A 19,562-nucleotide genomic window follows, 5' to 3' on the forward strand; every position below is an offset into this window, starting at 1 on the left:
TCGTGATAGTGTGACATCACCGACGCGGGGTGGAGCAGCTCGGTAGCTCGCTGGGCTCATAACCCAGAGGTCGCAGGTTCAAATCCTGTCCCCGCTACTGACACGAGGGCTCGGATCCATAAGGATCCGGGCCCTCGTCGCGTGTCGGGGTGACGAGGGGGCTCGAAGAGCGGTACGGAAGGGGCGAGTTGAGGCGTCTCGTGTTTGACTTGTCTCTCTGTGGGCATGTCGACAAAACGCTGAGGTGACCTCAAGGGCTGCGGTATACCGGGTGTGCGCGGGTTGCGGGTGGTGCGACGATGGTATTTATGGGGGACAGGGCAACTCTGTTGGAGACAGGGCGGTTTGTGCAGCGGCACGCCAGAAATGCCGCGGACGAGATCATCGAGGCAGTGCCGGCCGTCGATGCGGTCGTCGACACCGCCCCCAGGACCGGTGCCCTCCCGGACGCCGGAGCCGAGACCGAGGCCGAGACCGAGGCCGAGAGCGAAGGCAGGCACCGGAAGGCCGCCGAGCGCGGTGACACCGACGCGATGAGCGCCCTCGGAGCCCTGCTGCTGCGCCGCGGCGACCTCGACGGCGCCGAGCCCTTCCTGCGCGGCGCCACCGCCGAGGGCGACCGCGCCGCCGCCAACAACCTCGGCGTCCTGCTCCACCAGCGCGGCTACCCGGACGAGGCGGCCGGCTGGTGGCGGGTCGCCGCCGTCGCCGGCTCCGCACCCGCCGCGCACGCGCTGGGCCGCCACCACCGCGAGCGCGGCGACGAGCCCGCCGCCGAGTACTGGCTCCGCCAGGCCGCCGAGCAGGGCCACGCCCTGGGCGCCTACGCCCTCGCCGACCTCCTGGAGCACCGCAGCGACGTCGGCGCCGAGCGCTGGCTGCGCGCCGCCGCCGAACAGGGCCACCGCGAGGCCGCCTACCGGCTCGCCCTCGCCCTGGAGCGGCGCGCCACCGACACCCTCCGCGGCCCGCACGCCTACGGCCCCGCGGCCGCCGCGGGCCGCGCCGGCCACGCCTACGACACGGCCGGCCGCCTCCGCGCGGCCGACCCCCTGCGGGGCACCGACGCTCCGCCCGTCCTAGCTCCCGCGCGCCCCGAGACCGCCGCGCCCCGAGCCGGGCAGGCCGCCGGCACCGGACTGCTCGGCGAGGCCGAGCAGTGGTTCCGGCAGGCGGCCGCCCGCGGACACCGGCGGGCCGCCCTGCACCTCGGGGCCATCCTGGAGCAGCGCGGCGAGCTGAAGGAGGCCGGGCGCTGGTACCTCAGCTCCGCCAAGGAGGGCGAGGCCAAGGCCGCCTGCGCCCTCGGCTTCCTGCTGCGCGACGCGGGCGACGAGGAGAGCGCCGCCGTCTGGTGGCTGCGCGCCGCCCAGGACGGCGACGGCAACGCCGCCAACGCCCTGGGCGCCCTGCACGCGGCCCGCGGCGAGCAGCAGACCGCCGAGCGCTGGTACCGCGCCGCCATGGACGCCGGGGACGTCAACGGCGCCTACAACCTCGGCCTGCTCTGCGCCGCCCAGGACCGCCTCCCGCAGGCCGAGCAGTGGTACCGCCGGGCCGCCTACGCGGGCCACCGCGAGGCCGCCAACGCGCTCGCCGTGCTGCTCCTCCAGGCCGGCGACGCGGGCGGCGCCGAGCCGTGGTTCTCCAAGGCCGCCGAGGCGGGGTCGGTCGACGCCGCCTTCAACCTCGGCATCCTGCACGCCGGCCGGGACGAGGACCGCGCCGCCCTCGCCTGGTACGAGCGGGCGGCCGCCGCCGGACACACCGAGGCCGCCCTCCAGGTCGGCATCGCCGCCCTGCGGGACGGCGACGAGCAGACCGCCGAGCGGCACCTGCGCTGCGCCGCGGGCGGCGGCAGCGCCGAGGCCGCCTTCCGGCTGGCGACGGTCCTGGACGCCCGCCGGCCCGACCCCGGTCCGGTGGTCCTCGGCGCGCCCGTGGACCAGAAGACCGAGTGCGAGGAGTGGTACGAGCGGGCCGCCCAGCAGGGCCACCGGCGCGCCCAGGTGCGGGTCGGCATGCTCGCCGCCGGGCGCGGCGACCTCGCCGAGGCCGACCGCTGGTACCGGGAGGCCGCCGAGGCCGGCAGCCGCAACGGCGCCTTCAACCTCGGGCTGCTCCTGGCCCGCGAGGGCAGCGAGCGCGAGGCGGCCCTCTGGTGGACCCGGGCCGCCCGGGCCGGGCACGGCCGCGCGGCGCTCCGGCTCGCCCTGCTCGCCGCCCGCCGCGGCGAGCTGTCCGAGGGCCGCAAGTGGTGTGCCCGCGCGGTGGAGCTCGGCCCGGCCGAGGTGGCCGAGCGGGCGGCGCGGCTCAGCGAGGCGCTCCACCAGGAGCTCACGGCGTAATGCGATTTGCTCCTGTCACGGACGTCCCGTAAGGTTGTGTTCACCGACGCGGGGTGGAGCAGCTCGGTAGCTCGCTGGGCTCATAACCCAGAGGTCGCAGGTTCAAATCCTGTCCCCGCTACTCAGTAGCACGAAGGCCCGGACCATCTGGTCCGGGCCTTCGGCGTTCCCCGGGCGGAGGGGCGGCCGCACGGGGGCGGCGCCCGGGAACGCGAGAGGGGCACCCCCCGGGGGGCGCCCCTCTCGCGTTCCCGGCGGTCAGGCCGTCGCGCAGTTCGGGCAGAGGCCCCGGTAGGTGACCTCGACGTTCGAGATCGTGAAGCCGAAGCGCTCCGCGTCCGGCAGGTCCCGCAGCGGATCGCCCGCCGGGTGGACGTCCCGGATCGCGCCGCAGCCGGCGCAGACCAGGTGCTGGTGCGGCCGGTGGGCGTTGGGGTCGTACCGCTTGGCCCGCCCGTCGGTGGCGACCTCGATGACCTCGCCGAGGGTGACCATCTCGCCGAGCGTGTTGTAGACGGTCGCGCGGGAGATCTCGGGCAGGCGCTCGGCGGCGAGGGCGTGCACCTCGTCGGCGGTGAGGTGCACGTGGTCGCCGTCGAGGACCTCGGCGACGACACGGCGCTGCGCGGTCATCCGCCAGCCGCGGCCGCGCAGTCGTTCCAACAGGTCGCTCATGAGAGTCAGCGTAACAGCGGGCGGAAACGGGGCGGACCGGTCTTCCGGCCAGGGGGATACCGGCCAGGCCGGGGGTCAGTCCGCCACGCTGTGGGCGGGGAGCCAGCAGCGGATGATGTCGCGGACCGAGACCATGCCGACCGGTCCGAGGTGGTCCAGGACCACCAGGTGGCGGAAGCCGCCCCGGGTCATCGCCTCGGCCGCCTCCTCCAGCGTCCATCCGGGGGCGGCGAAGACGACCTCGTGGGTGGTGTGGGAGCCGGCCGTCTCGTGGTCCGGATCCTCGCCCCGGCCGAGCGAGTTCAGGATGTCGCGCTCGGTCAGGATGCCGATTCCGGCGTCGGCGTCGAGGACGACGGCCGCGCCGACCCGGCGGACGGACATCAGCCGGGCGGCCTGGCGGAGGGTGTGGGTGGGGCCGACGGTGAGGACCACCGTGCTCATGGCGTCGCGGACGAGCATGGAAGGAGCCACCTCCTCGGCGAACCGCCGCACCGGGCGGTTCACAAATGCACAAGTGGGGGGCTCTCAGAGTCGCACCGGTGGCGGGGGCCGACAAGGGGGCGCGGGGGCGCCTCCGGGGGCGGTCGGGGGCGCGTTCAGGCGCCGGGCGTTCCCTCGTGCCCCAGGTACCCCAGCAGCTCCTCGTGCAGCAGCCCGTTCGAGGCCGCCGCGTTGCCGCCGTGCGGGCCGGGACGGCCGTCGAGACCGGTGTACGAGCCGCCGGCCTCCTGCACCACGACCGCCACCGCCGCCATGTCCCACAGCGACAGCTCCGGCTCCGCGCACAGGTCCACCGTGCCCTCGGCGACCATCATGTACGGCCAGAAGTCGCCGTACGCCCGGGTCCGCCAGCACGCGCGCGTGAGGTCGAGGAACGCGTCGAGGCGCCCCCGCTCCTCCCAGCCGCTCAGCGAGGAGTACGCGAACGAGGCGTCGGCCAGCGAGGCCACCCGGGACACGCCGATCCGGGTGCCCGACTCCGGGTCCGCGCCGGAGAAGGCGCCCAGGCCCTTCGCGGCCCACCAGCGGCGGCCGAGGGCGGGCGCCGACACCACGCCGACCACCGGCTGGAAGCCGTCCTCGCCCTCCTCCATCAGGGCGATCAGGGTCGCCCAGACCGGCACCCCGCGCACGTAGTTCTTGGTGCCGTCGATCGGGTCGATCACCCAGCGGCGCGGGCCGGAGCCCTCCACGCCGTACTCCTCGCCCAGGATCGCGTCCGCGGGCCGCTCCTTCTGGAGCCCCGCGCGGATCAGCTCCTCGGCGGCCCGGTCCGCCTCGCTCACCGGGGTCATGTCCGGCTTCGTCTCGACCTGGAGGTCGAGAGCCCGGAAGCGGGCCATGGTGGCCGCGTCGGCGGCGTCCGCGAGGGCATGGGCAAGGCGCAGGTCATCGTGGTAATCGGCCATGCCCGGCACTCTAGCGCCGCGGGCCGGAGCGCCGGTGAAGCGTCCATGGACGGCATCCGGCGGGGGCACCGCCGCCACGTGCCCGCGCCCTTGACAGGGCCCGCGCGGCTGCCGACCCTGGGGGGCCCACCGTCCGGCCCGGAGGCGCCCATGCCGACCGCCCGCGAGGCCCTCCTCGTCGCCGCCCGCACCGCCCTGGCGCGGGACTCCTGGTCCGCCGTCCGGATGGCCGACCTCGCCGTCGCCGCCCGGGTCTCCCGGCAGACCCTCTACAACGAGTTCGGGAGCAAGGAGGGGCTGGCCCGGGCCCTCGTCCGGCACGAGGCCGACGCCTACCTCGAAGGGGTGCGGCGGCTGCTCGCCGCCCCGGACCCGTCCGCGCGGACGCTGGCGGCCGTCGCCGAGTGGACCGTCGCCCGCGCCGCCGACCGGCCGATACTCCGCGCGCTGCTCACCGGCGCCTGGACCGAGGGCCTGCCCCGGCCCCGTCCGGCCCGGCCGGGCGCCCGTCCCGCCCCCGTACCGGCCCAGCGGCGGGCCGACGCGGGGCCGCCCGCGCCGGGCGAGCTGCTCGCCACCACCGCGCGCTGCGCGGGGGAGCGCTGGGCCGCCGGCTGCGAGCTGGCCCTGCGGCTCGCCGTCAGCCACGTGGTCGCCCCGGAGCTCCCGCCGGAGGGTCAGTGCGCGGAGCCGGACAGCTGGAGGCCGATGACGCCCACGATGACGAAGGTGATCGAGACGATCTTGAGCGTGGAGACCAGGTCGCCGAGGAACACCATGCCGTAGATGGCGGTGCCGGCCGCCCCGATGCCCGTCCACACCGCGTAGGCGGGGCCCACGTCGAGCTTCTTCAGGGCGAGCGTCAGCAGTCCGAAGCTGCCGAGGGCGAAGCAGGCGAAGGCGATCGTCGGCCAGAGCCGGGTGAATCCGTGCGAGAGCTTCAGGCAGACCGCGAACCCCGTCTCCAGGATCCCGGCGACCACCACCAGCAGCCACGCCATCGTTCCCGCCTCCCGCCCGCTCGGATTCATCGCACTTGTGCGGTTATGTCCATACCGGTCTGGGGGGAGGCGTAAACACCGGTACGGATCCGGAGGCGGGGCTCAGTCGCCCTCGCGGCGCTCCCGGGTGGCGAGCAGCCGCCGCAGCGAGAACAGCCGGGCCGGATCGGCGTGGCCCTCGGCCACCCAGGCGTCCAGGGCGCACTCCGGCTCGTCGTGGCTGCACGCGCGCGGGCAGTTCTCGGTGCCCGGCTCCAGGTCGGGGAAGGCGTGGATGACCCGGGACGGGTCGACGTGGTGCAGGCCGAAGGAGCGCACGCCGGGCGTGTCGATGACCCAGCCCTCCACCACGTCCAGCGGCAGCGCGAGCGCCGAGGTCGTGGTGTGCCGGCCGCGTCCCGTCACCGCGTTCACGTGCCCGGTGATCCGCCGCCGCTCCTGCGGCACCAGGGCGTTCACCAGCGTCGTCTTGCCGACGCCGGAGTGCCCGACGAAGGCCGTCACCCGGCCGTCCAGGTACTCCCGCACCCGGTCGGCGGCCCCGCCGTCGTACAGCTCCTCGCGGTTCACCACCACGTGGGGGATGTCCAGGTCGCCGTAGAGCTCCAGCAGCTTCTCCGGCGGCGCCAGGTCCGACTTGGTCAGCACCAGGAAGGGCTCCAGGCCGCCGTCGTAGGCGGCCACCAGGCAGCGGTCGATCAGCCGGGGGCGCGGCTCCGGGTCGGCGAGCGCGGTGACGATCGCGAGCTGGTCGGCGTTGGCCACCACCACCCGCTCGTACGGGTCGTCGTCGTCGGCCGTGCGGCGCAGCAGCGAGTCCCGCTCGCCGATCCGCACGATCCGGGCCAGCGTGTCCTTCTCGCCGGAGAGGTCGCCCACCAGGGAGACCCGGTCGCCGACCACGGCCGCCTTGCGGCCCAGCTCGCGGGCCTTCATCGCGATCACGGTCCGGTCCTCGACCAGGCAGGTCAGCCGGCCGCGGTCGACGGTGAGGACCATGCCCTCGACGGCGTCCTCGTGCTTCGGCCGGATGCTGGTCCGCGGCCGGGTGCCCTTGCGGTTGGGCCGCTGGCGGATGTCGTCCTCGTCGGTGTGCTTGCCGTAGCGCCGCATGGTCAGGCTCCGAGCATTTCGGTCCACATCCCCGGGAAGTCCGGCAAGGTCTTGGCGGTCGTCGCCACGTCCTCGATCTCCACGCCCGGCACGGCGAGTCCGATGATCGCGCCCGCGGTCGCCATCCGGTGGTCGTGGTACGTGTGGAAGACGCCGCCGCGCAGCGGGCGCGGGCGGATGTGCAGACCGTCCTCGGTCTCGGTGACGTCGCCGCCGAGGCCGTTGATCTCCTTGGTCAGCGCCGCCAGCCGGTCGGTCTCGTGCAGCCGCAGGTGGGCCACCCCGCGCAGGGTGGAGGGGGAGTCCGCGAGGGCGGCGACCGCCGCGATGCCGGGGGTCAGCTCGCCGACCTCGCCCAGGTCCACGTCGATGCCGTGGATCCGGCCGGTGCCGGTGAAGGTCAGACCGGCGTCGGTGAGCTCGCAGGCACCACCCATCTCGGTGAAGATCCGGCGCAGCTCGTCGCCCGGCTGGGTGGTGCGGGCCGGCCAGTCCGGGACCGTCACCCGGCCGCCGGTGACCAGCGCGGCCGCCAGGAAGGGCTGCGCGTTCGACAGGTCGGGCTCGATGACCAGGTCCCGGCCGCGCAGCGCCGACGGGGTGACCCGCCAGACGTCCGGCTCGCCGCCGTGCTCCGGCTCGTCGACCTTCGCGCCCACCGCGCGCAGCATGTCCACGGTCATCCGGATGTGCGGCATCGACGGCAGCCGGCCGCCGACGTGCCGGACCTCGACGCCCTGGTTGAAGCGGGCGCCGGAGAGCAGCAGGGCGCTGACGAACTGCGAGGACGAGGAGGCGTCGATCTCGACGACCCCGCCGTCCAGGCCGCCGGCGCCGTGCACGGTCATCGGGAGGGCGCCGCGGCCCTCGTCGTCGATGCGGGCGCCGAGCGCGCGCAGCGCGTCGATCACGCCGTGCAGCGGGCGCTCGTGGGAGCGGGGGTCGCCGTCGAAGCGGACCGGGCCGTCGGCGAGCGCGGCGACCGGAGGAAGGAAGCGCATGACCGTGCCCGCGTTGCCGACGTCGACGGCGGCGGGGCCGCGCAGCGGGGCGGGCAGGACCCGCCAGGCCTCGCCGGTGCCGTCGGGGCCCACGCCCTCCTCGATCCGCACGCCCAGGGTGCGCAGCCCCTCGGCCATCAGGAGGGTGTCGCGGGAGCGCAGCGGGCGGCGCACCCACCCCGGCTCGGCGGCGAGCGCGGCGAGGACCAGCGCGCGGTTGGTGACCGACTTCGAGCCCGGCACGGTCACGGTCGCGTCGACGGGGCCGCTCGCGTACGGGGCGGGCCAGAGGTCCGGGCCGGCGGGGGCGGGCTGCGACGGATCGGGGTGCGCGGGGGAGGCTGCGGTCATGCCCTCACTGTACGGGGGTGTCAGAAGCCGAGAAGCCAGCGACCGCCGCCGATCAGGCAGCAGAGGGACACTGTGTGGAAGAAGGCCAGCCACACCCCGGCGGGCACGTGGGTGAGCCGGGAGAGCTGGTCGGCGTCCGAGTCGGGAGCCCCGCCGTGCCGGCGCTTCGCCTGGAGCTCGAAGGGGGGCCGCACCCCGCCGAGGAGCAGGAACCACACGACCGCGTACGCGAAGACCGCCTGCACCTCCGGGGCCGTCAGCCAGGACACCAGGACGAAGAGCGTGCCGGTGAGGAGGACGGAGAGGATCCCGTACGCGTTGCGGACCATCACCAGCATGGCGAGGAGCAGTCCGGTCGCCGCCCAGAGCAGCACGGCGACCAGGCCCGCGCCGAGCAGCGCCGCCCCGCCGAGGCCGAGCAGCGGGGCCGCCGTGTAGCCGGCGGCCAGGGTGAGGACGACGCCGGGACCGGTCGGGCGGCCGCGGGTGACGGTGAGGCCGCTGGTGTCCGAGTGCAGCCGTATGGCCTCCAGCCGGCGGCGGCAGGCGAGCGCGACCAGGGCGTGACCACCCTCATGGGCGATGGTGATCGCGTTGCGCGCGAGCAGCCAGAGGCGGCGGGGCACGGTGAGGGCGAGCGCGGCGACGCCGGTGGCGATCACCAGCCATTCGTCCGGGGCGGCCTGCGGGCTGAAGAGGTCCATCCTTCGGTCCGCTCCTCTCGGGCTCGGGGATCGTGGCAGTGTGGCACGTATGTGCGGACGTTATGCGGCGAGCCGGCGGCCCGAGGACCTCGTCGGCCTCTTCGGGATCGAGAAGTGGGAGCCGGAGGAGACCCTGGACCAGGACTGGAACGTGGCCCCCACCAAGGCGGTCCACGCGGTCCTCGAACGCCCTCTGAAGGACGCGGAGACGCGCCGGCCGGTTCGCCAGCTGCGCGTGCTGAGGTGGGGACTGGTCCCCTCCTGGTCCAAGTCGCCGGAGGGCGCCGCCCGGATGATCAACGCCCGGGCCGAGACCCTCCACGAGAAGCCCTCCTTCAAGCGCGCCTTCCAGGCCCGCCGCTGCATCCTGCCCGCCGACGGCTATTACGAGTGGGTGACCGGCGCCGCCGAGCGCGACCTGGAGGTCGAGGGGAAGCGGAAGCGGCCCCGGAAGCAGCCGTACTTCGTGACCCCGGCGGACGGCTCGGTCTTCGCCATGGCGGGCCTCTACGAGTTCTGGCGCGACCCCACGCTGCCGCCCGAGCACCCGAACGCCTGGTGGGCCACCTGCTCGGTGATCACCACCGAGGCGGAGACCGGACCGCTCGGCGTGGCGCCCGCCGAGGGCCCCGGCACCCTCGCCGAGATCCACCCCCGGATGCCGCTGATGCTCACCGAGGACCGCTGGGACGCCTGGCTCGACCCGGCCACCACCGCCCCGGACGAGCTGCGCGCGCTGCTCGCCCCGCCGCCGGAGGGCCTCATGCGGGCCTATCCGGTCTCCACCGCGGTCAGCAACGTCCGGAACAACGGCCCCGAACTTCTGGCCGAACTGGACGGCCCCGAGGCCGGCACGCTGTTCTGAGGTCCCTCGGCTCCGGCCCCGGGCGGCAGGATGGGGACGTGACGAAGATCGAGACCGCATCCACCGACGCCGGTGAGGCGCGCATCACCTGGCACACCGCCCCCGGAGCCCGCCTCGTCCTCGCCCTCGGCCACGGCGCCGGCGGCGGCGTCGAGGCCCGGGACCTGGCCGCCCTCGCCGCCGGACTGCCCGCCCGGGGCGTCACCGTGGCCCTGGTCGAGCAGCCCTGGCGGGTCGCGGGGAAGAAGGTCGCGCCCGCGCCGAAGACCCTCGACGCCGGCTGGCGCGGCCTCTGGCCGGCCCTCGCGGCGCCCGGCCTGCCGGTGGTCGCGGGCGGCCGCAGCGCCGGGGCCCGGGTGGCCTGCCGGACCGGCGCGGAGCTCGGTGCCGCCGCCGTCCTCGCACTGGCCTTCCCGCTCCACCCGCCGGGGAGGCCGGAGCGCTCCCGGGCCGCCGAACTCCTGGCCACCGGGCTGCCCACGCTCGTCGTCCAGGGCGGCGGCGACCCCTTCGGCAGGCCGGAGGAGTTCCCGGACACGGGCGCGTACGAGCTCGTCGGGATCGCCCACGGCGACCATGGCTTCGCCGTCCCCAAGCGGGCCCCGGTCGACCAGGACGCGACCGTCGGGCGGATCGTCGAGGCCGTCGGCGACTGGCTCGACGGGCTGCGCTGAGACCCGCCGCGGGCCCGGGAATGCGGGGGTCGGGGCCGCTGTTGTGGAGAGCGTCGGTGAGAGAAGCGAGAGAGGGAGTCCGTCGCATGGGTTCGACCATCTGCCCGGAGCGGGTCAGGTCCGCGGAGCTCGACTGGACCGTGCTGACCGCCCCCAAGGCCGCCCCGATTCGGGCGGCGGGCGGAGCCGTTCCTCGTCTATCCTCCGAGACGAGCGGGTCCGGCACCGGCCCCGTCAGCACGCTGGAGGAGGTGGGTCCGGTCACTGGGACCGACACAGGGACCGACGACGGCCCCGAGGAGACGACCGAGGAGCGCAACGCGCGCTTCGAGCGGGACGCCCTCGGCTACCTCGACCAGATGTACTCGGCCGCGCTGCGGATGACGCGCAACCCCGCGGACGCCGAGGACCTGGTGCAGGAGACCTACGCGAAGGCGTACGGCTCCTTCCACCAGTTCCGCGAGGGCACCAACCTCAAGGCGTGGCTGTACCGCATCCTCACCAACACCTTCATCAACTCGTACCGCAAGAAGCAGCGCGAGCCCCAGCGCAGCGCCGCCGAGGAGATCGAGGACTGGCAGCTCGCCCGCGCCGAGTCGCACATGTCGACCGGTCTGCGCTCCGCCGAGTCGCAGGCGCTCGACCACCTCCCCGACTCGGACGTGAAGGAAGCGCTCCAGGCGATCCCCGAGGAGTTCCGCATCGCGGTCTACCTCGCCGATGTCGAGGGCTTTGCCTACAAGGAGATCGCCGACATCATGGGGACCCCCATCGGTACGGTGATGTCCCGCCTGCACCGGGGCCGCCGCCAGCTCCGCGGCATGCTCGAGGACTACGCCCGCGAGCGCGGCCTCGTCCCCGCCGGCGCCGGAGAGTCGTCCAAGGATCTGAAAGGCGCGGACTCATGAGCTGCGGAGACCCGCACGAGACGGATTGCGCGGAAGTCCTGGACCACCTCTACGAGTTCCTCGACCGCGAGATGCCGGACAGCGACTGCACCAAGTTCGAGGTGCACTTCGAGGAGTGCTCCCCCTGCCTGGAGAAGTACGGCCTTGAGCAGGCGGTGAAGAAGCTCGTGAAGCGCTGCTGCGGCAGCGACGAGGTCCCCACCGACCTGCGCTCCAAGGTGATGGGCCGGATCGACCTGATCCGCGCCGGGCACCTGGTGCCCGAACAGGACGTCGTCGCCCCCGAGAGCCCGGCCCCGCAGACCCCGGCCGCCGCCCAGGAGTGACCGCACGGATGTGCGGGCCCTCCCCGCCCGTCCGTCAGCTTGTATCACCCGATGGTAGGAATCGACGGCGGTCCGCTCTCCGCGGCCGCCGTCCTCGCTAGCGTGACCGCGTGACGGTCGTGAAGCCCCTCCCGCGAACGGCCCGCGCGTACATCGTCTGCGCCGCCCTCGGCGCCGGAGCGTGCGCCCTGCCCGCGCTCCTCCCCCCGTCGCCCACCCCCTGGGCGACCGCCGGTCTCCTCGCCGCCCTGTACGCGCTCTGCGAGCTGCCCGCCCGCTGCCGCCTCCTCGGCCGCGGCCCCGGCGGCTCCGTCGCCCTGGGCGCCGGCTCCTTCTTCCCGGTCCTCCTCGCCGCAGCCCTGCTGCTGCCCCCGGCCGCCGCCGCGCTCACCGCCCTGCCCGGCGGCCTGCTCGCCCGGGTCGAGGAGCCCCCGGCCGGCTGGCGCCGCGCCTGGCGCGCCTCCGCCACCGCCCTGGCCGCCTGGGCCGCCGCCCGCACCGCCGCCGCCCTCGGCGCCCCCGCCGCCCTCGGCGCCCCCGCCGCCCTCGGCGCCGGCCCGGCCGGCCCCGGCCTGCCCCGCGCGCTGCTCCCCGCCCTCGCGGCCGCCCTCGTCTTCTGCCTCGTCCTCACCGCCCTCGACGGCGGCATCCGCGCCACCGCCGACGCCCTCCCGCTCCGCGCCGCCTGGCGCGGACTCCTCGGCCGCGCCCTCGCCCCCCATCTCGTGCACGGCCTCGCCGGCCTCATGATGGGCGTCCTCTGGCGCAGCGCCCACGGCCCCGCCGCCGCCCTGCTGGTGCTGCTGCCCATGTACATCTCCTGCTGGGTCTTCGCCCAGTACCACCACGAGCGCGCCGCCCACCAGGCCACCATCCGGGCCCTCGTCCAGGCCGTCGACATCAAGGACAGCTACACCCGCGGCCACAGCGAACGCGTCGGCGACGCCTCCGCCCTGATCGCCCGTGAACTCGGCATGGACGGCGACCGGCTCGACACCATCCGCTTCGCCGGCATCCTCCACGACGTCGGCAAGCTCGGCGTCCCCACCCGCGTCCTGCGCAAGGACGGCCCGCTCACCCCCGAGGAGCGCCGGATCATCGAGCTCCACCCCGAGTACGGCCACGAGATGATCCGCGGCATCGGCTTCCTCGGCGAGGCCCGCGACGCCGTCCTCCACCACCACGAACGGATCGACGGCAGCGGCTACCCCTACGGGCTCCGCGGCGAGGAGATCCCCGAATGCGCCCGCGTCGTCGCCGTCGCCGACGCCTTCGACGCCATGACCTCCACCCGCTCCTACAGCCGCGCCCGGCCCGTCGCCACCGCCCTGGCCGAACTGGAGCGGTGCGCCGGCAGCCACTTCGACCCCCGGATGGTCGCCGCCCTCGTCCGGGCCCTCGGCCGCCGGGGCCACCCCCACGCCGGCGAGGCCGGGAGCGGGGGCGACCGACAGGCCGACGCCGCCACCGCCGACGGGACCGGCGGGCAGGTCCCCGCGCCCCGCGCCCCCGGCCCGCCCGCCCGCCAGGACCGAGGAGCCCGCACGAGCCCCCGGGGGCCCGCGTGAGACCGGGAGCGGCCACCGTCGGCACCGTCCACGCCGCCGCCCTCCTCCTCGGCCTCGCCGGCCTCGCCGACACCCTCTGGCACGGGATCGCTCAGCCCGGGAACGCCCTCGCCTTCGGCACCCTCATCGCCCTCGGCGAGCTGGCCCGCCCGGGCGCCCACCCGGAGGCGGGGACCTCCCCCGCGCCCGCCGGACCGCGGGGGAGCGCACCGGCCCCGCTCGCCGCCGCCGGAGCCCTCGCGTACGCCCTGCTCGGCGACGCCGCCGGAGCCGCCACCACCCACGGCGTCCTCCAGATCGTCGCCGTCGTCTGCGCCGGCGGGCTCGCCGGGATCGTGCCCCACATCGCCCGGGGCCGCGGCCCCGACCTCGACCAGCTCGCCCGCCAGGTCCTCACCGTCGGCTTCGCCGCGCTCTGCTTCCAGCCGCTCTACAACTCCGGCGCCGTCACCGGGCACCTGGGCACCGGCGCCGCCCACACCCTCTTCCTCCTCCTCGTCCTCGGCCTGACCGGCCTCTGTGACGCCGTCCTCGCCGCCCTGCTGCTCCGCGCCCGCACCGCGTACCCGTACGGCCCCCTCCTCCGCGACGAGCTGCGCGCCCTCCTCGGCATCGGCTCCGCCGTCTGCGCCACCGGCGTCGTCATGGCCCTCGGCGTCTCCGCCGCCGGGCTCTGGGCGCTCCCCGTCCTCGCCGTGCCGCTGCTGCTCACCCAGGTCTCCCACCGGCGGTACGCGGCCGTCCGGACCGTCAACCGGCAGACCATCGCCTCCCTCGCCCGGGCGACCGAGATCGCCGGCTGCACCCCGCCGGGCCACGCCCGCCGGGTCGCCGCCCTCTCCACCGCCGTCGGCCGCGAGCTGGGCCTGGGCGGCGCCGAGCTGACCCTCCTGGAGTACGCCGCCCTCATGCACGACATCGGACAGCTCTCCCTCGTCGACCCCGTACCCGGCGGCGCCACCGCCCGCCTCCCCGCCGAGGAGCAGCGCCGGATCGCCCTCCTCGGCGGCGAGGTGGTCCGGATGACCGGCGTCCCCCCGGCCGTCGCCCGGATCGTCGAGCGGCAGGCCGACCCGTACCGCGAGCAGCCGAGGGCCGCCCGGATCGTCCGCGCCGTGAACGCCTACGACGACCTCGCCGGGGAGGACGCCGCCGCGGCCCTGGACGCCCTGGAGCTGCTCCGGCTCGGCACCGCCCGCGACTACCACCCGGAGGTCGTCGCCTGTCTGGCCAGGGTCCTGGCCCGCGGCGGGGCCCCGGGGGTGACCTCCGTCCCCACGGGGTAACCCATGGGTAATGAGCGCGCGTCCGACCCGGCATGGTTGGATGCGAACAAGAGGGTGAAGCGACCGGGCAGGCGGGAATCGTGAGGATCTTCGGGAAGGTACGGCATCGGCCCTCCGCCTCGTGGCGGCAGGCCACCGACCGCGCGTTCACGCTGATCGGCGACGGACGGTACGAGGACGCGGGAGCGCTGCTCACCCGGGCGGCCGATCTGGAGCCCTGGCTCTCCGAGTCCTGGTTCAACCTGGCGCTGCTCCACAAGTTCCGGCACGACTGGGAGCAGGCGCGCGCCGCGGGACTGCGGGCCGTCGCCCTGCTCGACAAGGAGACCGGCGCCCCCGACTGGTGGAACGTGGGCATCGCCGCCACCGCCCTCCAGGACTGGCCGCTGGCCCGCCGTGCCTGGCAGGCGTACGGCCTGAAGGTCCCCGGCGCCTCCTCCGCCACCGGCGAGCCCGTCGGCATGGAGCTCGGCAGCGCCGCCGTGCGGCTCTCGCCGGAGGGCGAGGCCGAGGTGGTGTGGGGCCGCCGGCTCGACCCGGCCCGGATCGAGGTGCTCTCCATCCCGCTGCCGTCCTCCGGCCGCCGCTGGGGCGAGGTCGTCCTCCACGACGGCGTGCCGAACGGCGAGCGCACCACCAGCGCCGGCCCCTCCTACCCGGTCTTCGACGAGATCGAGCTGTGGGCGCCCTCCCCGGTGCCCACCTGGGTCGTCCTCCTGGAGGCCGCTACCGAGGCCGACCGGGACGCCCTGGAGCTGCTCGCCGCCGAGGCGGGCTTCGCCGCCGAGGACTGGTCCTCCTCGGTACGGCTCCTCTGCCGGGCCTGTTCGGAGTCGACCATGCCCAGCGCCGAGGGCGAGGGCGACCACGTCGACCCGCACGACCACAGCGAGCCCGGCCACCCCGGACCGCTCGGCCACCGCTCGCCCGGCGAGCTGTGGGTGCCCGAGCGCGAGTGCGGGATCGCCGCGCCGGCGGACCTGGTGCGGGGGCTCCTCGACGGCTGGGTCGCCGACAGCCCGGACAGCCGTGAGTGGCGCGATCTCGAAGAGGTCTGCTGAGGCCCCGCCCCGGGGCCCGTAGGCTGTCCCCGACGGAATCGGGTTTTCAGGAAGGCGCGGCGGCACATGGCGCAGCAGGAGACGGGCGAGCAGATCTTCACGGGCTACGCCCTGGACGACGACGGCTACATCGTGGACACGGAGGAGTGCGAGGAGCGCGAGCTCGCCCACCGAGAGCGGGGCACCTCCCGCCCGATCACGGTCGTCGGCAATCCGGTGCTGCACCACGAGTGCAAGGACGTCACCGAGTTCGGGCCGGAGCTCGCGGCCCTGGTCGACGACATGTTCGCCAGCCAGAGGACGGCGGAGGGCGTCGGCCTCGCCGCCAACCAGATCGGCGTCGGCCTCAAGGTCTTCGTCTACGACTGCCCCGACGACGAGGGCGTCCGCCACACCGGCCACGTGGTCAACCCGGTGCTCCAGGAGCTCCCGGCCGACCGCCGCCACCTCGACGACTCCAACGAGGGCTGCCTGTCGGTCCCCACCGCCTACGCCGCGCTGGCCCGCCCGGACTTCGCCGAGGTCCACGGCCAGGACCTCCTCGGCAACCCCATCAAGGTCCGCGGCACGGGCTACTTCGCCCGCGCGCTCCAGCACGAGACGGACCACCTGTACGGCTTCCTGTACATCGACAAGCTCTCCAAGCGCGACCGCAAGGACGCCCTGCGCCAGATGGACGAGGGCACCCCGCGCTACCCGGTCGTCGCCAACGACTGACCTCCGCGCCCACGCCGAAGGGCCCCGCACCGTGTGGTGCGGGGCCCTTCGGCGTACGTCCTGCGGCCGGCCCATGCCGTCGCCGAGGACGGTGACGGACTACAAGATCAACTCCAGGTCAGTCCCCGCACCCCCGGCCGAAACCTCCGCATCCGGAGGTCAGAAGTCCTCGTCCAGGTCGACCGTTCCCTCGACCGCCACCTGGTAGGCGGAGGGGCGGCGCTCGAAGAAGTTGGTCAGTTCCTGGACGCCCTGGAGCTCCATGAAGGCGAAGGGGTTCTCGGAGCCGAAGACCGGCGGGAAGCCGAGGCGGACCAGACGCTGGTCGGCGACGCACTGGAGGTACTCGCGCATCGACTCGGTGTTCATGCCGGGCAGCCCGTCGCCGCACAGGTCGCGGCCGAACTGGAGCTCCGCCTCGACGGCCTCCCGCAGCATGTCCGTGACCTGCTGCTGGAGCGCGGCGTCGAAGAGCTCCGGCTCCTCCTTGCGGACCGTGTCCACGACCTCGAAGGCGAAGTTCATGTGCATGGTCTCGTCGCGGAAGACCCAGTTGGTGCCGGTCGCCAGGCCGTGCAGCAGGCCGCGGGAGCGGAACCAGTACACGTAGGCGAAGGCCCCGTAGAAGAACAGGCCCTCGATGCAGGCGGCGAAGCAGATCAGGTTCAGCAGGAAGCGGCGGCGGTCGGCCGCCGTCTCCAGCCGGTCGATCTTCTCGACCGAGTCCATCCAGCGGAAGCAGAACTGCGCCTTCTCGCGGATGGAGGGGATGTTCTCGACCGCCGCGAAGGCCGCCGCCCGGTCGTCCGGGTCGGGCAGGTAGGTGTCCAGGAGGGTCAGGTAGAACTGGACGTGCACCGCCTCCTCGAAGAGCTGACGGCTCAGGTAGAGCCGCGCCTCGGGGGAGTTGATGTGCTTGTAGAGCGTCAGGACCAGGTTGTTCGCCACGATCGAGTCGCCCGTCGCGAAGAACGCGACCAGCCGGCCGATCATGTGCTGCTCGCCCGGGGTGAGCTTGGCGAGGTCGGCGACGTCCGAGTGGAGGTCGACCTCCTCCACCGTCCAGGTGTTCTTGATGGCGTCCCGGTAGCGCTCGTAGAAGTCCGGGTAGCGCATCGGACGCAGGGTCAGTTCGAAGCCCGGGTCGAGCAGGTTCTTGTTCTCGGTGGTGCTCACTGGCAGGCCTCGCAGGACTCGGGGTTTTCGAGGGAGCAGGCGACCGCGTCGGGGTCGGCGGCCTGCTGGACGGGGATCGGGGCGGACGCCTGGGCCGCGCGGGCGATCCGGGTCGCCGGGCGCGAGCGCAGGTAGTACGTCGTCTTCAGGCCGCGCTTCCAGGCGTACGCGTACATCGACGACAGCTTGCCGATGGTCGGCGTCTCCAGGAACAGGTTCAGGGACTGCGACTGGTCGAGGAAGGGGGTGCGGTCCGCCGCCATGTCGATCAGGCCGCGCTGCGGGATCTCCCACGCCGTGCGGTACAGGTCGCGGACCTCGGCCGGCACCCAGGTGAAGTCCTGCACCGAGCCGTTGGACTCGCGCAGCGCCTCCCGGGTCTGCGCGTCCCACACGCCGAGCTCCTTCAGCTCGGCCACCAGGTACGAGTTGACCTGGAGGAACTCGCCGGAGAGCGTCTCGCGCTTGAAGAGGTTGGAGACCTGCGGCTCGATGCACTCGTACACACCGGCGATCGAGGCGATCGTCGCGGTCGGCGCGATGGCGAGGAGCAGGCTGTTGCGCATGCCGACGGCGGCGATCCGCTCGCGCAGGGCCGCCCAGCGCTCCGGCCAGTTCAGCTCGACGTCGTAGTGGTCGGGGTGGAGGACGCCCCGGGCGGTGCGGGTCCGCTCCCACGCCGGCAGCGGTCCGCTGCGCTCGGCGAGGTCGGCGGAGGCCTCGTAGGCGGCGAGCATGATCCGCTCGGCGATCCGGGTGGACAGGGCGCGCGCCTCGGCGGAGTCGAAGGGCAGCCGCAGCTTGAAGAAGACGTCCTGGAGGCCCATCGCGCCCAGGCCGACCGGGCGCCAGCGGGCGTTGGAGTTCCCGGCCTGCTCGGTCGGGTAGAAGTTGATGTCCACGACCCGGTCGAGGAAGGTCACGGCGGTGCGGACGGTCTCGTCCAGGCGGTCCCAGTCGAGGTCCGAACCGGTCACGAACGCGCCGAGGTTGACCGAGCCGAGGTTGCAGACGGCCGTCTCGCCGTCGTCGGTGACCTCGATGATCTCGGTGCAGAGGTTCGAGGAGTGGACGACGGAGCCGGGCTCGGCGGTCTGGTTCGCGGTCCGGTTGGAGGCGTCCTTGAAGGTCATCCAGCCGTTGCCGGTCTGGGCCAGCGTCCGCATCATCCGGCCGTACAGGTCGCGGGCCGGCATCGTGCGGCGGGCCAGGCCCTTCGCCTCGGCGGCGCGGTAGGCGGCGTCGAACTCCTCGCCCCACAGGTCGACCAGCCCGGGCACGTCGGCGGGGGAGAAGAGCGACCACTCGGCGTCGGCGTTCACCCGGCGCATGAACTCGTCCGGGATCCAGTGGGCGAGGTTCAGGTTGTGGGTGCGGCGGGCGTCCTCGCCGGTGTTGTCGCGGAGCTCCAGGAACTCCTCGATGTCCGCGTGCCAGGTCTCCAGGTAGACCGCGGCGGCGCCCTTGCGGCGACCGCCCTGGTTCACGGCGGCGACCGAGGCGTCCAGCGTCTTCAGGAAGGGCACGATGCCGTTGGAGTGCCCGTTGGTGCCGCGGATCAGCGAACCGCGCGAGCGGATCCGCGAGTAGGACAGGCCGATGCCGCCCGCGTGCTTCGACAGGCGCGCCACCTGGTGGTAGCGGTCGTAGATCGAGTCCAGCTCGTCCAGCGGGGAGTCCAGCAGGTAGCAGGAGGACATCTGCGGGTGGCGGGTGCCGGAGTTGAAGAGCGTGGGGGAGGAGGGCAGGTAGTCGAGCCGGCTCATCAGCCCGTACAGCGCCGCCACCTCGTCCAGCGCGCGGACCGAGTCGTCCTCGGCCAGACCGGACGCCACCCGGAGCATGAAGTGCTGCGGGGTCTCGATCACCTTGCGGGTGATCGGGTGGCGCAGCAGGTAGCGCGAGTAGAGGGTCCGCAGGCCGAAGTAGCCGAAGCGGTCGTCGGCGGCGGGGTCGACCAGGGCGTCCAGGCGGTCCGCGTGCAGGGCGACGAAGGCGGCGGTGCGGTCGGCGATCAGGCCCTCGCGGTGCCCGGTGGCGACCGAGGCGGAGAAGCGGACCGCGCCCTGCGAGGCCGCCTCCTCGGCGATGGTGAGGGTGAGCAGACGGGCGGCGAGGCGGGAGTAGGCGGGGTCCTCGGAGATGAGTCCGGCGGCGGCCTCGGTGGCCAGTTCGCGCAGCTCCGCCTCGTCCGAACCGGCGTGCCGGCCGCGCAGCGCGGCGGCGGCGACCCGGCCGGGGTCGGTGTCGGTGAGGTCGGCGGTGAGGTCGGTCAGGGTCCGCAGCAGTACGGTCCCGGGGCCGTCGCTCTCGATCGCGGCGGCCTCGGCGGCTGACGGACCCGCAGGCGCGATGGTCACGTGGGGGCTCTCCCTC

The 19,562-nt window shown here is 74.4% G+C and carries 19 protein-coding genes and 2 tRNA genes; 12 read left to right on the plus strand and 9 right to left on the minus strand.

Annotated elements, in window-relative coordinates:
- Positions 1–23: 23 nt before the first annotated feature.
- The 3 genes from IE287_RS05855 to IE287_RS05865 all read left to right on the plus strand — a co-directional run bounded on the left by IE287_RS05855 (position 24) and on the right by IE287_RS05865 (position 2,469).
- A tRNA-Met gene (locus IE287_RS05855) sits at positions 24–97 on the plus strand.
- Between the two features lie 202 nt (positions 98–299).
- Positions 300–2,348, plus strand: coding sequence for an SEL1-like repeat protein (locus IE287_RS05860; RefSeq protein WP_189847826.1), 2,049 nt, complete (start codon positions 300–302; stop codon positions 2,346–2,348).
- A gap of 47 nt (positions 2,349–2,395) precedes the next feature.
- Positions 2,396–2,469, plus strand: a tRNA-Met gene (locus IE287_RS05865).
- Positions 2,470–2,606: 137 nt separating this feature from the next.
- On the opposite strand, the gene IE287_RS05870 is transcribed toward IE287_RS05865, so the two are convergent.
- The 3 genes from IE287_RS05870 to hisN form a co-directional block, all read right to left on the minus strand.
- Positions 2,607–3,023, minus strand: a complete 417-nt coding sequence (locus IE287_RS05870; protein ID WP_189847827.1) for a Fur family transcriptional regulator — start codon at positions 3,021–3,023, stop codon at positions 2,607–2,609.
- Between the two features lie 75 nt (positions 3,024–3,098).
- The gene (locus IE287_RS05875; protein ID WP_189847828.1) at positions 3,099–3,485 is read right to left on the minus strand and encodes a CBS domain-containing protein; all 387 of its coding nucleotides are present in this window, start codon (positions 3,483–3,485) and stop codon (positions 3,099–3,101) included.
- A 137-nt stretch (positions 3,486–3,622) separates the two neighbouring features.
- A complete protein-coding gene (hisN, locus tag IE287_RS05880; RefSeq protein WP_189847829.1) occupies positions 3,623–4,435 on the minus strand; it encodes a histidinol-phosphatase in 813 nt (270 codons plus the stop codon).
- Positions 4,436–4,585: 150 nt separating this feature from the next.
- On the opposite strand from hisN, the gene IE287_RS05885 reads away from it, so the two are divergent.
- On the plus strand, positions 4,586–5,221 hold the full coding sequence (locus tag IE287_RS05885; protein WP_189847830.1) for a TetR/AcrR family transcriptional regulator: 636 nt from the start codon (positions 4,586–4,588) through the stop codon (positions 5,219–5,221).
- Here IE287_RS05885 and IE287_RS05890 read toward each other — a convergent pair.
- From IE287_RS05890 to IE287_RS05905, 4 genes are all read right to left on the minus strand, one after another.
- Entirely contained in the window at positions 5,113–5,436 is a 324-nt protein-coding gene (locus IE287_RS05890; protein WP_189847831.1) for a DMT family transporter, read from the minus strand. The two genes, IE287_RS05885 and IE287_RS05890, sit on opposite strands and share 109 nt — an antisense overlap.
- A 102-nt stretch (positions 5,437–5,538) precedes the next feature.
- Positions 5,539–6,549 carry a ribosome small subunit-dependent GTPase A gene (rsgA, locus tag IE287_RS05895; protein WP_189847832.1) on the minus strand — a complete coding sequence of 337 codons (1,011 nt, stop codon included), beginning with the start codon at positions 6,547–6,549 and terminating at the stop codon, positions 5,539–5,541.
- 2 nt (positions 6,550–6,551) lie between these two features.
- Positions 6,552–7,901, minus strand: a complete 1,350-nt coding sequence (aroA, locus tag IE287_RS05900) for a 3-phosphoshikimate 1-carboxyvinyltransferase (RefSeq protein ID WP_189847833.1) — start codon at positions 7,899–7,901, stop codon at positions 6,552–6,554.
- Positions 7,902–7,921: 20 nt separating this feature from the next.
- Positions 7,922–8,605, minus strand: a complete 684-nt coding sequence (locus tag IE287_RS05905) for a M50 family metallopeptidase (RefSeq protein WP_189847834.1) — start codon at positions 8,603–8,605, stop codon at positions 7,922–7,924.
- Positions 8,606–8,654: 49 nt separating this feature from the next.
- Here IE287_RS05905 and IE287_RS05910 point away from each other — a divergent pair, with 49 nt between their 5' ends.
- The 8 genes from IE287_RS05910 (at position 8,655) to def (ending at position 16,010) form a co-directional block, all read left to right on the plus strand.
- Complete coding sequence (locus IE287_RS05910) at positions 8,655–9,470, plus strand: SOS response-associated peptidase (RefSeq protein WP_189847835.1); 816 nt, start codon at positions 8,655–8,657, stop codon at positions 9,468–9,470.
- A 38-nt stretch (positions 9,471–9,508) separates the two neighbouring features.
- Positions 9,509–10,144: an alpha/beta hydrolase family protein gene (locus tag IE287_RS05915; RefSeq protein WP_189847836.1), complete on the plus strand. Its 636-nt coding sequence runs from the start codon at positions 9,509–9,511 to the stop codon at positions 10,142–10,144.
- A 251-nt stretch (positions 10,145–10,395) separates the two neighbouring features.
- Positions 10,396–11,052: a sigma-70 family RNA polymerase sigma factor gene (locus IE287_RS05920; RefSeq protein WP_030492724.1), complete on the plus strand. Its 657-nt coding sequence runs from the start codon at positions 10,396–10,398 to the stop codon at positions 11,050–11,052.
- The gene (gene rsrA, locus IE287_RS05925) at positions 11,049–11,378 is read left to right on the plus strand and encodes a mycothiol system anti-sigma-R factor (protein ID WP_189847837.1); all 330 of its coding nucleotides are present in this window, start codon (positions 11,049–11,051) and stop codon (positions 11,376–11,378) included. Before IE287_RS05920 ends, rsrA begins: the two co-directional genes overlap by 4 nt.
- 119 nt (positions 11,379–11,497) lie before the next feature.
- Positions 11,498–12,946 carry an HD-GYP domain-containing protein gene (locus IE287_RS05930; RefSeq protein ID WP_189848220.1) on the plus strand — a complete coding sequence of 483 codons (1,449 nt, stop codon included), beginning with the start codon at positions 11,498–11,500 and terminating at the stop codon, positions 12,944–12,946.
- On the plus strand, positions 12,943–14,232 hold the full coding sequence (locus tag IE287_RS05935; RefSeq protein WP_189847838.1) for an HD-GYP domain-containing protein: 1,290 nt from the start codon (positions 12,943–12,945) through the stop codon (positions 14,230–14,232). The genes IE287_RS05930 and IE287_RS05935 overlap by 4 nt, the downstream gene beginning before the upstream one ends.
- Before the next feature lie 80 nt (positions 14,233–14,312).
- A complete protein-coding gene (locus IE287_RS05940; protein ID WP_189847839.1) occupies positions 14,313–15,293 on the plus strand; it encodes a tetratricopeptide repeat protein in 981 nt (326 codons plus the stop codon).
- A gap of 66 nt (positions 15,294–15,359) precedes the next feature.
- The gene (gene def, locus IE287_RS05945; RefSeq protein ID WP_189847840.1) at positions 15,360–16,010 is read left to right on the plus strand and encodes a peptide deformylase; all 651 of its coding nucleotides are present in this window, start codon (positions 15,360–15,362) and stop codon (positions 16,008–16,010) included.
- A 159-nt stretch (positions 16,011–16,169) separates the two neighbouring features.
- On the opposite strand, the gene IE287_RS05950 is transcribed toward def, so the two are convergent.
- Positions 16,170–17,186 carry a ribonucleotide-diphosphate reductase subunit beta gene (locus tag IE287_RS05950; protein WP_189847841.1) on the minus strand — a complete coding sequence of 339 codons (1,017 nt, stop codon included), beginning with the start codon at positions 17,184–17,186 and terminating at the stop codon, positions 16,170–16,172.
- Positions 17,183–19,546, minus strand: a complete 2,364-nt coding sequence (locus IE287_RS05955) for a ribonucleoside-diphosphate reductase subunit alpha (protein ID WP_189847842.1) — start codon at positions 19,544–19,546, stop codon at positions 17,183–17,185. The genes IE287_RS05950 and IE287_RS05955 overlap by 4 nt, the downstream gene beginning before the upstream one ends.
- Positions 19,547–19,562 lie beyond the last annotated feature (16 nt).

This window comes from Streptomyces omiyaensis (assembly GCF_014650895.1).
GTDB classification, from domain to species: domain Bacteria; phylum Actinomycetota; class Actinomycetes; order Streptomycetales; family Streptomycetaceae; genus Streptomyces; species Streptomyces omiyaensis.

Excerpts from the sequence above, each read along its gene's own strand:
- IE287_RS05860 (WP_189847826.1), top strand. The coding sequence starts at position 300 with ATGGTATTTATGGGGGACAGGGCAACTCTGTTGGAGACAGGGCGGTTT.
- IE287_RS05870 (WP_189847827.1), bottom strand. The coding sequence starts at position 3,023 with ATGAGCGACCTGTTGGAACGACTGCGCGGCCGCGGCTGGCGGATGACC.
- IE287_RS05875 (WP_189847828.1), bottom strand. The coding sequence starts at position 3,485 with ATGCTCGTCCGCGACGCCATGAGCACGGTGGTCCTCACCGTCGGCCCC.
- hisN (WP_189847829.1), bottom strand. The coding sequence starts at position 4,435 with ATGGCCGATTACCACGATGACCTGCGCCTTGCCCATGCCCTCGCGGAC.
- IE287_RS05885 (WP_189847830.1), top strand. The coding sequence starts at position 4,586 with ATGCCGACCGCCCGCGAGGCCCTCCTCGTCGCCGCCCGCACCGCCCTG.
- IE287_RS05890 (WP_189847831.1), bottom strand. The coding sequence starts at position 5,436 with ATGGCGTGGCTGCTGGTGGTGGTCGCCGGGATCCTGGAGACGGGGTTC.
- rsgA (WP_189847832.1), bottom strand. The coding sequence starts at position 6,549 with ATGCGGCGCTACGGCAAGCACACCGACGAGGACGACATCCGCCAGCGG.
- aroA (WP_189847833.1), bottom strand. The coding sequence starts at position 7,901 with ATGACCGCAGCCTCCCCCGCGCACCCCGATCCGTCGCAGCCCGCCCCC.
- IE287_RS05905 (WP_189847834.1), bottom strand. The coding sequence starts at position 8,605 with ATGGACCTCTTCAGCCCGCAGGCCGCCCCGGACGAATGGCTGGTGATC.
- IE287_RS05910 (WP_189847835.1), top strand. The coding sequence starts at position 8,655 with ATGTGCGGACGTTATGCGGCGAGCCGGCGGCCCGAGGACCTCGTCGGC.
- rsrA (WP_189847837.1), top strand. The coding sequence starts at position 11,049 with ATGAGCTGCGGAGACCCGCACGAGACGGATTGCGCGGAAGTCCTGGAC.
- def (WP_189847840.1), top strand. The coding sequence starts at position 15,360 with ATGGCGCAGCAGGAGACGGGCGAGCAGATCTTCACGGGCTACGCCCTG.